Below are 14,235 nucleotides of genomic sequence, written 5' to 3' on the forward strand. Positions count from 1 at the left end.
TCCTTACTCCTTCAAATCGAAGATCGCCTTGATGATCGAATTGACCGCCGCGGTGATCAGGAAGATGACCCAGGTGATGTGCCACGCCATCGTGATGAAGCTGAGGATGAAGTAGACCGCCAGGGCGGCGGACCAGATCGCGCCGGAAATCGAACGGAACGCCTGCCTGCGGTGTCCGCTCTGCATCTTCCACTCCTTGAACTCCTCGACGACGGTGTCGTCCTGCCTGACATAGACCGGCTTCGACATGCTGTTCCAGATGAGCAGGCCGGTCGCGGCGGCGATCATGGCGAACATTGAGACGACGCCGATCTGACGGTCGATCAGCATAACGGGGATGACCGAAAGGATGTAGAGGATCACGGCGATGGGAACGACCACCGCGGAACGCCGCCTGTAACGCATCAGCTCCTCCTGCTCGCGGGTGGAGTCCCCCCCCTCCCGCCTGAGGTAGCGGAGCAGCTCGCTCACGTCCCCGACGCTCGCCACCGCGAGATTGTAGGCGGCCTCCTCGCTTTTTCCCTCGGAGAGCAGGTCGCTGTATTTGTCGTTCAGGTTCTGGAGCATCTCCTCCTTGAGCTCGACCACCTTTTTCCCGGCGGGCGCGTCCTCAAAGAGGGTGTCGATGAAAGCGCGAAGTTTATCCTGCATGGTCCGTTTCCTCCTCATCAGTAATCAGCGCGTCGATCAGCGCCTTGGCGGTCTGCCATTCGGTTTTGAGACGCTCGAGGGCCTGCCTGCCCTCATTGGTGATCGTGTAGTACCTCCGGCGCGCCCCGGTGCTCTCGTCCCCCCAGTAGGAGGAGATATATCCGTTTTCCTCCAGCCGCCGGAATGCGGTGTAGAGGGTGGCTTCCTTCAGCTCGTACTGGCTGCGGGTCTTCCTCTGGATGGCTTTGTTGATTTTATAGCCGTAACTGTCCCCGAGCCGCAGCTGCGCGAGGATGATCGTGTCGGTGTTGCCGCGGATCAGATCGGATGTGATGGACAAAGCATCCACTCCTTTCCTGAAACTTTAGTTATATTAAAACACAATTTACCTCGCCTGTCAATGTATATTGAAAATATATTTATTCCTTCCTGTAAAGACTGGCGGAGCGCATGGGTCCGTGGTATAATTTGACTGTCAGAAACCATTTCGGACGAAAGAGGGGTCAAGTATGAAAGAGTCCATGCTGGCGCTTGTCTACCGCGGAAACCACGAGATTGGCCTGGAGGAGCGCCCCGTTCCGAAACTTCGGGACCCGCGCGACGCGATCGTGCGGGTAACCCGCTCGACCATCTGCACGAGCGACCTGCACATCCGCGACGGCTTCGTCCCGCGCGCGAAGACGGGGGTCATCCTCGGGCACGAGTTTGTCGGCGAGATCGCCGAGGTGGGGGAGGGGGTCGGGAACCTCCGGCCCGGCGACCGGGTGGCCGCCACCTGCGAGACCTTCTGCGGCGACTGCTTCTTCTGCCGGCGCGGCTACATCAACAACTGCGAAAAGGGCGGCTGGGAGCTCGGCTGCCGCATCGACGGCGGCCAGGCGGAGTATGTGCGGGTGCCCTTCGCCGACCGGGGGCTTGTGAAAATTCCGGATTCCGTCTCGGATGAGGACGCGCTCTTCCTGGGCGACATCCTCGCGACCGGTTATTTCGGCGCGGAGCTTGCGGACATCCGCCTCGGCGACACGGTCGCCATCCTCGGCGCGGGTCCGGTGGGCCTCTGCGCCGCCGAGTGCGTGCGGCTGTTCGGGGCGGGGCGGACCGTCCTGATCGACGTCAACCCCTTCCGCCTGAACCTCGCGAAGGAGCGCGGCCTTGCCGACGACCTCGTCAATCCCGCCGAAACCGACGTCGAGGAGGCGGTGCGCGCGCTGACCGGGGGCCGGGGCGCCGACGCGGTCATCGAGGCCGCGGGCGGAAAAAACACCTTCCAGACCGCGTGGAAGATCGCGCGGCCCAACGCGGTCGTCTCGCTTGTCGCGCTCTACGAGGAGGCGCAGGTGCTTCCGCTGCCCGAGATGTACGGCAAAAACCTCATCTTCAAGACGGGCGGCGCGGACGCCTGCCACGGCCCCGAGCTGATGCGCCTGATCGAAGCGGGCCGGATCGACACCTCGCTGCTCATCACCCACCGAGGCCCTCTCAACGGGATCATGGAGGGCTACCGTGTCTTTGAGCACCATCTCGACAACTGCATCAAGTGGGTCGTCACGCCCCCCGAGGGCTGACGCGCCCGGAACCCAAAGAAAAAGCCGGCAGGCACTTTCGTGCCTGCCGGCTTTTTATGCTTCTATGCGGTCAGTAGGCCGCGAGCAGCTCGCGGACCTTCGCGGCGAAACGCGCCCGATCGACCCCGGTGACGAGGTCGGCGTTCGGTTCCTTTTTGGCGTCGCTGTAGCAGTCGGTCACCGTTTTGCCGCGCGTGACGGGACCCTTCGTCTCGACGCCGATCCAGCAGCGCTTCGACTCGAACATCGACGGGTCGAGCGCGTAGATCAGCGCGCAGGGGTCGTGCAGCACCGCGCCGATGCTGTGGTAGCGGTCCTTCCAGCTGAGCGTGTAGCCGAGCAGCTTGGCCGCGTACCGCGCCTGCGGGGAGGACAGGGCGGCGATCTCGTCGATCTCTTCGGGCAGGAGGCAGGACTGGTGGGTCACGTCAAGCCCGCACATCGCGATGGGCACGCCCGCGCGGAAGACCATCTCGGCGGCCTCGGGGTCGGCGTAGATGTTGAACTCCGCCGCGGAGGTCGTGTTGCCGTAGGCGACCGCGCCCCCCATGATGGTGATCTTTTTGAGATACCGGGGCAGGTCGGGATATTTGGAAAACGCGATGCCGAGGTTGGTGAGCGGCCCGACCGCGATGATCTCGAGTTCGCCCCCCAGGGCGCGCGCCTCGCGGTAGATGGCGTCCCACGCGTGCCCTTCGGCGTAGGCGGTTTGCGGCTCCGGCAGGGTGAACCCGTGCAGGCCGTCCGCCCCGTGAATCTCGGCGGCGGTGTGCAGCTCGCAGAACATCGGCTTTTCCGCGCCGCGGTAGACGGGCACCCGCACGCCCGCCAGCTCGAGGATGCTCAGGGCGTTCGGCGCGGTGCGGTCGAGCGGGACGTTGCCGGCGACCGGCGTGAGCGCGCGCAGGTCGAATTCGGGCGCGCGCAGCGCCAGCAGGATGGCGATGGCGTCGTCGACGCCGGGGTCGCAGTCGATGATGATGGGCCGTCTGTTCATGCCGATACCTCCCCATAGGATTTCGCGGCCTCTGCCAGCAGGTCGACGAAGGCGGCGCGGTCGATGCCGAGGATGACGCGCGCGTTCGGCTTATGGTCGTGCAGGCGGTAGTAGTCGGCGACGGTCGCGCCGCGGCAGTAGTCGCCCTGCGTCTCCACCTCGACGTACAGCTCCTCGATCGTGAGAATCTCGGGCGCGATCAGGGCGGCGACTGCCACCGCGTCGTGCACGGGCGCGCCGGGATAGCCCTTGGCGCGGTGGAAGCCGTAGAAGAAGTCGAGCCATTCGGCGACCACCGTCGCGACGGGGTTGCCGAGGGCGCGGATGCGCTCGAAATCCTCGGGGAAGACGAGCGCCTGCTCGGTGACGTCGAGCCCGGCCATGATGATCGGGATGCCCGAACGGAAGACGAGGTCGGCCGCCTCGGGGTCGACAAGGATGTTGAATTCCGCGGCGGGGGTCCAGTTGCCGTGGTGGAGGCCGCCGCCCATCAGGGAGATCTCCCTGATTTTGGATTTCAGCTCAGGGTGCGCCAGCAGCAGGGCCGCGACGTTGGTGAGCGGGCCGGTGGGCACCAGCGTGACCGGCTCCGCGCTTTCGGAGAGCACCTTGGCCATCAGCTCGACGGCGCTCATCTCCAGCGGCTCAAAGGCGGGCTCGGGCAGGTCGGGCCCGTCGAGCCCCGACTTGCCGTGCACGGTCGGCGCGACGATCGGCTCGGAGACGAGCGGCCCGGTGCGCCCGCGCGCCATCGGCGCGCGCAGCCCGATGAGGGTCATGATGCGCAGCGCGTTGTAGGTGGTCTTTTCAATCGTCTGGTTGCCGCAGACCGAGGTGACGGCGCGGATGTCCAGCAGGGGCGACGCGTTGGCGAGCATCCACGCGATCGCGTCGTCATGCCCGGGGTCGCCGTCGAGGATGATGGGGATTTTTTTCATGGCAGTCCCTCCTGTGCGGGAAAGGGGAGGGAGCGTCGCCTCTCCCCGGCCCGGATTTTTCAGTTACGCGCCCGCCTGCGCGGCGCCCGCTTTTTTGGCTTTGCTGTGGTGCCGGATCTTTTTCGCCTTGTTCATCGTGCTGGCCGCGTAGACCGCCAGGCCGACGATGGTGAAGACATAGGGGGTCATCTTGACCAGCTCGGCGGGGAAGCCGAGGCTCTGCAGGTTGTTGGCCAGCGCGTCGGCGAAGCCGAAGAGCAGGGAGGTCAGGAAGGTGCCGAGCGGCTCGCCGCGCCCCATCGCCTCGGCCGCCAGCGCGATGAAGCCGCGCCCGGCTGTCATGTTGGTGTTAAAGCTCGACATGTAGCCCATCGACATGAACGCGCCGCCCAGCCCCGCGAGCACGCCGGAGATGCCCAGCGCGATGAAGCTGATGCGGTTGACGCTGACGCCGACCGAATCGGCCGCGTTGGGGTTTTCGCCGACCGAGCGGATCTGAAGCCCGAGGGGGGTCTTGTAGAGCAGCACCCACACGAGGAAGACGCAGAGCAGCGCCACGTAGGTCAGGACGTTGTGCCCCGAAAGGATCTGCCCGAGCACGGGGATGTCCTTGATGAGCGGGATGTCGATTGACGGCATGACCTTGCTGGCGAGGTTGGCGGAGTAGCCGCGGTCGCCGCTGGCGAGGTACATGAAGAGGATGGTGCCGCCGCTGCCGAGCATGTTGACGGCGATACCGGCGAGGATGATGTCGGTCTTGAGAATGAGGGCGAAGAAGCCGATCATCAACGCGACGAGCATGCCGATGACCATCGCGCAGAGCAGGCCGACGCCGGCGCTCTGGGTCCAGGCGGAGAAAATGACGCCGGTGAGGGCGGAGATCATCATGATGCCCTCGAGGCCGATGTTGGTGACGCCCGCGCGGTCGGCCACGACGGCGGCCAGCGCAGCGAAGAGGATCGGGGTGGTGATGCGCAGGATGGAAAAGGCGAAGGGGATGGAGAAGATAATGCCCAGAATGTTTTCCAGCATCAGGCTTCCACTCCTTTCGCTTCCTTCTCGGCGGCTTTCCCGGCGATCTCGTCCTTGGCGTCCCTGACTACCAGCTTGTGGCGGTATTTGGAGAGGAACTGCTCCGCCGCGAAGAAGAGGAAGATGACCGCCTGGATGATGCTGAGCATCTCGGCGGGCACGTCGGTGTTGAGCTGCATCAAATCACAGCCGCGCCGCAGGTAGGCCATGAAGAAGGCGGCCAGCGGGATGAAGATGGGGTTGTTTTTGGCAAGGATGGCGATCGTGATGCCGTCCCAGCCGTAGCCGGGAAGCTGGCGCCATTTGAAGCGGTCGTAGTAGCCGAGGATTTCAACCGCGCCGCCCATGCCGGCGAGCATGCCGCCGACGACCTGGCACATGACGACCGTGGCGGCCACCTTCATGCCAGAGTACTTGGAAAAGCTCTGGTTGATGCCAATCATGCGGATGGCGTAGCCCCAGCGGGTGCGGTACATGAAGATCGAGACGAGCACGGTGGCCACAAGCGCGATCACGATGCCCCAGCTCAGGTTGGTCTTGGGGACGAGGGTGGGGATGATCGCGGTGTCGAGGAACTTGTGGGACATCGTGGCGCCCTGGGTGCGGTCGGCGAGGTGGTAGCTGAGGATGTAGACGCCCAGCTGTAAAAGGATGTAGTTGAGCATCAGGGAGGAGACTATCTCGCTCGCGCCGAGCTTTGTTTTGAGCAGGGCGGGGATGAGCATGGTCAGCCCGCAGACGAGCATCGCGGCCGCGATGCAGGCGGCGGCGTGCAGCACGGGCGGCAGGCGCAGGTAGATGGCGCAGGCGCCCGCGACCAGCCCGCCGAAGAAGACGGCGCCCTCGCCCGCGAGGTTGAACTGGTTGGCGTTGAACATGACGCAGGTGGCAAGTCCGGTGAAGATGATCGGGATCATGCGCTCGAGGATGATCCAGATGTAGCGCATCCGCGTGAAGGGCGCGACGATGAGGTTGTAGAGCGCCTGGAAGGGCACGTCGCTGATGATGAAGATGAACACCATCGCCACCGCGAGCGCCACGAGGATGGCCGCCGCCCCGCGGATGATCTCGAATTTGAGGCTTTTACGCATGGATAACCCTCCTTATCTCCTCGGGGGACTGGCGCTTGAGGCCGAGCATGTATTCGCCCATCTCAAGGTCGGTCAGGGTGGAGGTGTCCTCAAAATACGCGACGATCTCGCCGCCGTAAAAGACGATCAGGCTGTCGGAGAGCTCGATGATCTCGTTTAAGTCGGCGGAGACGAGCAGCACGGCGGCCCCCTCCCGGCTGAGCTCGACGAGCTTGCGCCGGATGAACTCGGTCGCGCCGACGTCGATGCCGCGGGTGGGCTGGTCGGCGATGATCAGCTTGGGCGCGCAGGAGAATTCGCGCGCCACGACGACCTTCTGGATGTTGCCGCCCGAGAGCATCTTGACCTGCTGGCCGCCCGACCGGCAGAGGATCTGGTAGTCCTCGATCAGCCGGTCGCTCTCCTCGTGGATGGCGTCCATCTTGAAGAGCGGCCCCTTGTTGAACTGCGGCTTCTGGAAGCGGTCGGCGATGAGGTTTTCCTCGATCGTGCCGGCGGCGGCCACGCCGTAGAGCATCCGGTCCTCGGGGATGTGGGAGACGCCCAGCCCCCGTATGTAGCCCTGCCCCTTTCCGGCGACCGGGCGGCCCTCGACCTCGATCGCACCGGAATCGGGCTGATTCATGTCGAAGAGCATCTCCACCAGTTCCCGCTGGCCGTTGCCCTCGACGCCCGCGATGCCGAGGATCTCCCCCTTGCGCACGCTGAAGGAGACGCCGCCGAGCATCTGCTTGCCGTACTCGTTCTGGTAGTGCACGTCGGTGACGGAAAGCACCGTGTCGGTGGGGGAGGGCGGCTCCTTTTCGACCTTGAGCACCACGTCGCGCCCCACCATGAGGCGGGAGATATCCTGCTCGGACACGTCGGCGGTGTCGAAGACGCCCATCGACTTGCCCGCACGCATGATGGTGAGCCGGTCGGTGATCTGCTTGATCTCCTTGAGCTTGTGGGAGATGAAGATGATCGTGTGGCCCTGCTCTTTAAAATGAATGAGCTCGCGGAAGAGCTCGGTAGTTTCCTGTGTTGTCAGAACGGCGGTGGGCTCGTCGAGGATGAGGATCTGCGCGCCACGCACGAGCGCCTTGAGGATTTCCACCTTCTGTTTCATGCCGACCGGGATGTCCATGACCTTGGCATGGGGGTCGACCTGGAGGTTGTACCGTTCGGCGTACTCCTCGGTGAGGGAGACCGCCTTTGCATAGTCGAGGAACATGCCGCGCTTGCGGGGCTCCATGCCCAGCACGATGTTTTCCGCCACGGTGAGGGAGGGGACCAGCATGAAGTGCTGGTGCACCATGCCGATTCCCTTCGCGATGGCGGCGTTCGGCGAGGAGAGCACGACCTTCTCGCCGTTGATCACGATTTCACCCTCCTCGGGCTGCTCGAGACCGAAGAGGATTTTCATCAGCGTGGATTTGCCCGCGCCGTTTTCGCCCATCAGCGCGTGGATTTCCCCCTTGCGGACCGAAAAGTCCACGCTCTGGTTTGCCGCAATACCGTTTGGATAGACCTTTGTGATGCCCTTCATCCGGACAACTTCGCTTCGATCCTCCATAGTAGGATACCTGCCTCCCCTCTATACAGTCGGACGCGCCGCGGCGCCCGGGAACCTGGGACGTGGTGGGTGTACGGACGGATTCCTGCCGGAAATTACTGCAAAGGGGGAGCGGAAGCTCCCCCTTTGCAGATTTTATCCGCGCGAAGCGGACAACGGTTTATTTACGGACGGGCGCCCTCGCGGATGGCCTCGACGTCGGCGGCGTTGTCGCCGAACGCGGTGTCGACCACGATCTCGCCGGAGGTGATCTTGGTGGTGGCGTCCTCGACGGCCTTCTTGATGTCGTCGGGCAGGGTCTGGAAGTTGCCGCCGGTGGCCAGGCTGACGCCGCCCTCGGAGATACCGAGGTTCAGGGTCTCGCCATAGTGGGTGTTGCCGGCGAGCTGCTCATTGATGACCCAGATGATGGAATCGCCGATGTTCTTGAGCCCGGAGAAGAGGGTGACCGCGGCAAGCTCGGGCTGCGCGATCGAGAAGGTGGCCTCCTGGTCGGAGTCGACGCCGATGAACCAGGCCTTCAGCTCGTTGGCCGCCTCGGCGGCGCCGTTTCCGGCTCCGCCCGCGACGCCCCAGACGATGTCGCACTTGTTCTGGCCGATCATGACGTTGGCCAGCTCCTTGGCGGCGCCGGTATCATAGAAGTTGCCGACATACTGGGTGTCGATCTTGACGTCCGGGTCGGCGGCCTGCGCGCCCTGGACGTAGCCGACGAGGAAGTCGTTGATGACCGGGCCGTTCTCGCCGCCAACAAAGCCGATGACCTTCTCGGGGTTCATGTTCGGCAGGTCGGAGGAGGTGGCCAGCGCGGCCGCGGTGCCGACAAGGTAACCCATGTCGTTCTGCTTGTAGTTGACGCAGACGACGTTGGGCAGATCGACGGCGGAGTCATAGATCAGGTATTTCTGGTCGGGGTAGTTGGTCGCGACCTGGGTCAGGTAGTCGGGCATCTGATAGGTGCCGCAGACGATCAGGTCGTAGGAGCCGTCGGCGGAGAGCTCCTCGAGGGTGGAGAGCCATTTGGGCTGGTCGGCGTCGGTCGGGCCGAGCTCAAAGGTCTTGTACTCGATGATTCCGTCCGCCGCGAGCTGGGAGAGGCCGGCCTCGCAGGAGTCGAAGAAGGACTTGTCGCCGAGGTTGCCGTTGACGACGTTGGCGACCTTCAGCTTTTCACCGGCGGGCGCCGGGGTTTCAGCGGGAGCGGTGCTGCCGTCCGCGGGGGTCTCCGCAGGGGCGGCCGGTGCAGCGGGCTCGGGGGAACCGCCGCAGCCTGCAAACATCATTAGAACCAGAGCCAGCGCGAGGAATAGGGAAAAATACTTTTTCATTTTTTTCTTCCTTTCTCATTCTGGATAAATCGTTTGGGTCCATGCAGAAAAATGTTTGCCGGGTCAATTTATATTTTACCCTTATTTTCTTCACATGTCAACAAAACCCAATCGGGAAGGGGGGGATAATTTTAGGAAAAGTGGTGAAATCTTTGTGAAAGATGTTAATAAATTTTGAATAGATACGGTAGAAAACTGAATAATTTAACGTATGGTACGACTTATACCCATCTGATCAGAGCGGCGCGAAGCCCGCTTGGAAAAGTCCTTTGCAGAGCCGTCCCGGGCCTGCTTTGTGCAGGAAATCCTGCATAAAAGCGCAAGAAAAATGAATAAATATTTTTTTACTGCATTTTACCGACAGCGGAGGATTTCAGACGTTCGCATTTGTTGTGTTTCTACAAAGGACATTGTATTTCAGAAGGAGGATTTGTGGAGCGGTGTCCCCGGATTTCGCGGGGGAGGACGGAACGGGATTTTCCGCCCTCGGCTCCCTCCCGCGGGCGCGGGGGAGGGGCGGGGAAAGGACGGCGGAAAAACCGGAGCATATCACAGCATGGCGGAGGATTTTGCAGAGATTTCGAGGCATTCCAAAATTTTTTTGGGGTATCGCGGAAATTTCCCGATAAAAACGTAAAAATCGCGAAAAATAATGGACTTTTATATTGACATTTTTTCTGCGTATGCTATATTGGGAATTGCAGTTTTTGCATCTGCAAAAAATCGATGATCAACTGCCGCCTAATAACGGGCGGCGCCGGGGTAAACGGCGCCGCTGCGATTAGTGTTTCCACGGAACGGGCGCACGGGAAAGGGGATGCGCCGCCGGGGAAACGAATTCCTTTTGCGGGTAAGCGGTAAGAAGTCATCGGGGGCCGTAAAGACGGCCTAAATTCCGCAAAGGGGGATGCATAAATGAAAGAAAGCACCATTGTCAGCCTGAGAGACATCTCCGTCGATTTTGATGGCGACCCCATCCTCGTCGGACTGGATCTCGACATCCGCGACAAAGAATTCGTTACCCTGCTTGGGCCGTCCGGCTGTGGCAAGACCACGACGCTCCGGACGATTGGCGGTTTCGTCACACCCAAGTCCGGTGACGTTTTTTTTGATGGCGTGAGAATCAACGACCTGCCGCCCTACAAGCGCCAGGTCAACACCGTCTTCCAGCGGTACGCGCTCTTTCCGCACCTCAACGTGTTCGAGAACGTGGAGTTCGGCCTCAAGCTCAAAAAGCTGCCGGAAAACGAGCGCAAGACCCGCGTGTGGGAGATGCTCGACCTGGTGAACCTCACCGGCTACGACCGCCGCAACATCGACCAGCTGTCGGGCGGCCAGCAGCAGCGCGTGGCGATCGCGCGCGCGCTCGTCAACCATCCGCGCGTCCTGCTCCTCGACGAGCCGCTCGGCGCGCTCGACCTCAAGCTGCGCAAGGAGATGCAGATCGAGCTCAAGCGGATGCAGCAGGCGCTGGAGATCACCTTTATCTATGTCACGCACGACCAGGAGGAGGCCCTCACGATGTCGGACACCGTCGTCGTCATGAAGGACGGCGACATCCTTCAGGTGGGCACCCCCCAGGATATCTATAACGAGCCGAAAAACGCGTTCGTCGCGGATTTCATCGGGGAAAGCAACATCATTGACGGCGTCATGCACGCCGACTGCCTCGTGGAGTTCGCGGGCCAGAAGTTTGAATGTGTCGACACCGGCTTCGGCCGGCTCGAGCGGGTCGACGTGGTCATCCGCCCGGAGGACATCAAGGTGGTCTCCCCGGAGCGCGCGCCGATCACCGGCGTCGTGGAATCTGTCATCTTCAAGGGGGTGCACTTTGAGATGATCGTCGACGCGCACGGCTACAAGTGGATGATCCACTCCACCCGCAGCGAGCAGCCGGGCACCTTCATCGGAATGGAGGTCGACCCCTTCGATATCCACATCATGCACAAGATGGAGGTGGAGGGATGAAATCGAAGGCGGCCGCGTTCCCATACCTCGTCTGGATGCTGATCTTCATCCTCGTGCCGCTCGGGCTGGTGGCCTACTACGCGGTGACCACCCCCGACGGGACCTTTACGATCGACTACATCTCCCAGGTGGGCGAATACACGCCGGTGCTTGTCCGCTCGGTGTGGCTGGCCTTCCTCGCCACGGTGATCTGCCTGGTCATCGCCTATCCGCTCGCCTTCATCATCTCCCGGCACAGCGGCGCGGGCCAGCGCACGATGGTCATGCTCATCATGCTGCCCATGTGGATGAACTTTCTGCTGCGCACCTACGCGTGGATGACCATCCTCGAGAAGAACGGCCTCATCAACCGCTTTTTCGCGCATTTCGGCCTCGGCCCCTTCGAGATGATCAACACGCAGGGGGCGGTCGTGCTCGGCATGATCTACAACTACCTGCCCTTCATGATCCTGCCCCTCTATTCGATCATGACCAAGATCCCCAACAGCGTGATCGAGGCCGCGCAGGACCTCGGCGCGAACGCGCGCAAGGTCCTCACAAAGGTGCTCATCCCGATGACCGTCCCGGGCATCTCGACCGGCGTCATCATGGTGTTCGTCCCGTCGGTGTCCACCTTCATCATCTCGCGGATGCTCGGCGGCGGCGGAAACCTGCTGATCGGCGATTTGATCGATTTGCAGTTCCTCGGGAACGCCTACAACCCGAACCTCGGCGCGGCGATCTCCCTCGTGCTGATGGTGCTGATTCTGCTCGCCATGAGCATCACCAACCAGTTCGGAGACGATGAGAAGGGGGATCTGCTCAAATGAAATGGCTGAAAAAATCCTACGTGGCCATCGTCATGGCGTTCCTCTACGCGCCGATCCTGGTGCTCATCGTCTTCTCCTTCAACCAGTCCAAATCCCGCGGCGCGTGGACCGGCTTCACCTTCGGCTGGTATGAGAAGCTCTTCCACAACCAGATGATCATCCAGTCGCTCATGAACACCCTGCTCGTGGCGGTGATCTCGTCGGTCGTGGCCACCGTACTCGGCACGCTGGCCGCCATCGGCATCCGCAACATGAAGAAGATGTCCCGCACCCTCGTCATGAACGTCACCTACCTGCCGATCATCAACCCGGAGATCGTCACGGGCGTCTCGCTCATGCTGCTCTTCGTCTTTGTCAAGTCGGCGGGCATCCGGCTCGACTTCGGCTTTACGACGGTTATCCTGGCGCACATCACCTTCAACGTCCCCTACGTCATCCTCAACGTCATGCCCAAGCTCCGCCAGATGGACATCTCCGTCTTCGAGGCGGCGCAGGACCTCGGGTGCAGCCCCTCGCAGGCCTTCTTCAAGGTGGTCATCCCCGAGATCATGCCGGGCATCGTCGCGGGCTTTCTGATGTCGTTTACCTATTCGCTCGACGACTTCATCATCAGCTATTTCGTCACCGGGCCGACCTCCCAGACGCTGCCGATCACGATCTATTCGATGACCCGGCGCAAGGTCAGCCCGGAGATCAACGCCCTCAGTACCATCATCTTCGTGGTGGTGCTCACCGTGCTGCTGCTCGTCAACGTGGGCGACGCGCGCCGTGAGCGGGAGCTCCGGATGAAAGCGAGGGATCGGGTATGATGAAAAAACGGTTCCTGTCCCTCGCGCTCGCCGCGGCGCTGCTGCTGGCGCTTCCCCTGCCCGCCTTCGCGGAGGTGGAGGTCTCCGACCCCGCCTACTATGAGCGGTTTCGGGGCAAAAACGTGTCGATCAACGTCCACAACTGGGGCGAGTATATCTCCGACGGCTCGGACGAGGGGATGGACGTCATCTCCGAATTTGAGGCGCTCACCGGCATCAAGGTGAACTACACCACCTTCGCGACCAACGAGGAGCTCTACGCCCGCCTCAAGAGCGGCGGAGCCAACTACGACGTGGTCATCCCCTCCGACTATGCGATCGCGCGGATGATCCACGAGGGGATGCTCGAGGAGCTCGACTTTGACAACATCCCCAACATCAAAAACATCTCCGAGAGCTTCCTGGACCCGATCTACGACCCGGGCGGGAAATACTCCGTCCCCTACACCTGGGGGACCGTCGGCGTGATCTACAATACCCAGATGGTCGACGAGGAGGATCTGGGGAGCTGGGATCTGCTGTGGAACGAGAAGTATCTCGGCGAAATCCTGATGTTCTCCAACCCGCGCGACGCGTTCGCGATCGCGCTGAAAAGGCTCGGCTACTCGATGAACCCGACGAGGGAGGAGGAGCTGCGCGACGCGACCGATTCCCTCAAGGACCAGAAGCTGCTGGTGCAGGCGTACGTCATGGACGAGATCTTCGACAAGATGCTCGGCGGCGAGGCGGCCATCGCGCCCTACTACGCGGGCGACGCGATCACGATGATGGCGGATAACCCCGACCTCTCCTATTTCGTGCCGGAGGAGGGGACCAACCGCTTCGTCGACGCGGCGGTCATTCCGGTGGGCGCGAAGAACAAGGAAGCCGCCGAGATGTTCATCAACTTCCTGCTCGAACCGGAGGTGGGAGCGGCCAACGCCGAATACATCGGCTACTCGTCCCCCAACGACGCGGCGCTCGAGCTGATGGACCCCGAGGTCACCGGGGACCCGATCGCCTATCCGCCCGACGAGGTGATCGAAAAGACCGAGTTTTTCATCGAGCTTTCGCCCGAGATGAGCCTCGCGATGGATAAGATGTGGACCGAGGTGCTCTCGTCCGACGAGGCCTACAGCAAGTGGCTCATCCCGATCATGATGCTCGTGGCCGTCGCGGCGTCGGTCTCCATCAACCTGCTGCGCTCCTGGCGCAAGCGGCGCGACCGGGAGTATGCGGACCGCCCGGTAAAAAAGGGCTGATCAAACCGAATAACGGAAAGTTGTTACATCCCATGAAAGGTGACCTCCTATTAGTGATTTCATCCCATACTATGTCGCTCCCTTCCCTTCGGTTACAGCGGGCGCGTTTTCCGCTTTCGGCGGCGCATATCGGCGGGGGCTTCTGACAATATTATGAATGGTTCCCGCATAAGATATTACGGCGCCCTGCGGGCCGCCGGCCGGAGGGAAACGCCGTTCGGGGGCGGGGAAACGAACTTCTGAGGTGATCT

At 62.0% G+C, this 14,235-nt stretch carries 13 protein-coding genes; 5 read left to right on the top strand and 8 right to left on the bottom strand.

Translation table 11 applies throughout. The features are described 5' to 3' along the window. Positions 1-3: 3 nt before the first annotated feature. Both NE609_RS00485 and NE609_RS00490 read right to left on the bottom strand, forming a co-directional pair. Positions 4-651 carry a permease prefix domain 1-containing protein gene (locus tag NE609_RS00485; protein ID WP_256151369.1) on the bottom strand — a complete coding sequence of 216 codons (648 nt, stop codon included), beginning with the start codon at positions 649-651 and terminating at the stop codon, positions 4-6. After that, positions 641-991 carry a PadR family transcriptional regulator gene (locus tag NE609_RS00490; protein WP_121585796.1) on the bottom strand — a complete coding sequence of 117 codons (351 nt, stop codon included), beginning with the start codon at positions 989-991 and terminating at the stop codon, positions 641-643. The genes NE609_RS00485 and NE609_RS00490 overlap by 11 nt, the downstream gene beginning before the upstream one ends. Before the next feature lie 169 nt (positions 992-1,160). On the opposite strand from NE609_RS00490, the gene NE609_RS00495 reads away from it, so the two are divergent. After that, on the top strand, positions 1,161-2,216 hold the full coding sequence (locus NE609_RS00495; protein WP_101551029.1) for an alcohol dehydrogenase: 1,056 nt from the start codon (positions 1,161-1,163) through the stop codon (positions 2,214-2,216). A 70-nt stretch (positions 2,217-2,286) separates the two neighbouring features. Here NE609_RS00495 and NE609_RS00500 read toward each other — a convergent pair whose 3' ends face one another. The 6 genes from NE609_RS00500 to NE609_RS00525 form a co-directional block, all read right to left on the bottom strand. Further along, positions 2,287-3,213, bottom strand: coding sequence for a nucleoside hydrolase (locus tag NE609_RS00500; RefSeq protein WP_256151370.1), 927 nt, complete (start codon positions 3,211-3,213; stop codon positions 2,287-2,289). Further along, positions 3,210-4,151 (bottom strand): nucleoside hydrolase, encoded by a 942-nt coding sequence (locus tag NE609_RS00505; RefSeq protein WP_256151371.1) that lies wholly within the window; start codon positions 4,149-4,151, stop codon positions 3,210-3,212. Before NE609_RS00505 ends, NE609_RS00500 begins: the two co-directional genes overlap by 4 nt. Before the next feature lie 63 nt (positions 4,152-4,214). Beyond that, positions 4,215-5,183 (bottom strand): ABC transporter permease, encoded by a 969-nt coding sequence (locus tag NE609_RS00510; RefSeq protein ID WP_256151372.1) that lies wholly within the window; start codon positions 5,181-5,183, stop codon positions 4,215-4,217. Further along, positions 5,183-6,274, bottom strand: coding sequence for an ABC transporter permease (locus tag NE609_RS00515; protein WP_256151373.1), 1,092 nt, complete (start codon positions 6,272-6,274; stop codon positions 5,183-5,185). The genes NE609_RS00510 and NE609_RS00515 overlap by 1 nt, the downstream gene beginning before the upstream one ends. After that, positions 6,267-7,829 carry an ABC transporter ATP-binding protein gene (locus tag NE609_RS00520; protein ID WP_256151374.1) on the bottom strand — a complete coding sequence of 521 codons (1,563 nt, stop codon included), beginning with the start codon at positions 7,827-7,829 and terminating at the stop codon, positions 6,267-6,269. Before NE609_RS00520 ends, NE609_RS00515 begins: the two co-directional genes overlap by 8 nt. Before the next feature lie 164 nt (positions 7,830-7,993). Further along, positions 7,994-9,157 (bottom strand): BMP family ABC transporter substrate-binding protein, encoded by a 1,164-nt coding sequence (locus NE609_RS00525; protein WP_256151375.1) that lies wholly within the window; start codon positions 9,155-9,157, stop codon positions 7,994-7,996. Between the two features lie 915 nt (positions 9,158-10,072). Between NE609_RS00525 and NE609_RS00530 the strand changes: the two genes are divergently transcribed. Genes NE609_RS00530 through NE609_RS00545 form a run of 4 tightly spaced genes read left to right on the top strand, consistent with a single transcriptional unit; the run spans position 10,073 to position 13,984 of the window. Then, a complete protein-coding gene (locus NE609_RS00530; RefSeq protein ID WP_101551015.1) occupies positions 10,073-11,125 on the top strand; it encodes an ABC transporter ATP-binding protein in 1,053 nt (350 codons plus the stop codon). Beyond that, on the top strand, positions 11,122-11,934 hold the full coding sequence (locus NE609_RS00535; protein WP_101551013.1) for an ABC transporter permease: 813 nt from the start codon (positions 11,122-11,124) through the stop codon (positions 11,932-11,934). Before NE609_RS00530 ends, NE609_RS00535 begins: the two co-directional genes overlap by 4 nt. Continuing rightward, the gene (locus NE609_RS00540; RefSeq protein ID WP_101551011.1) at positions 11,931-12,743 is read left to right on the top strand and encodes an ABC transporter permease; all 813 of its coding nucleotides are present in this window, start codon (positions 11,931-11,933) and stop codon (positions 12,741-12,743) included. Before NE609_RS00535 ends, NE609_RS00540 begins: the two co-directional genes overlap by 4 nt. Beyond that, the gene (locus tag NE609_RS00545) at positions 12,740-13,984 is read left to right on the top strand and encodes a PotD/PotF family extracellular solute-binding protein (protein ID WP_256151376.1); all 1,245 of its coding nucleotides are present in this window, start codon (positions 12,740-12,742) and stop codon (positions 13,982-13,984) included. The genes NE609_RS00540 and NE609_RS00545 overlap by 4 nt, the downstream gene beginning before the upstream one ends. The last annotated feature ends 251 nt before the right edge of the window (positions 13,985-14,235 follow it).

Source organism: Anaerotruncus sp. DFI.9.16, from assembly GCF_024461615.1.
Taxonomy (GTDB): Bacteria; Bacillota; Clostridia; order Oscillospirales; family Ruminococcaceae; genus Anaerotruncus; species Anaerotruncus massiliensis.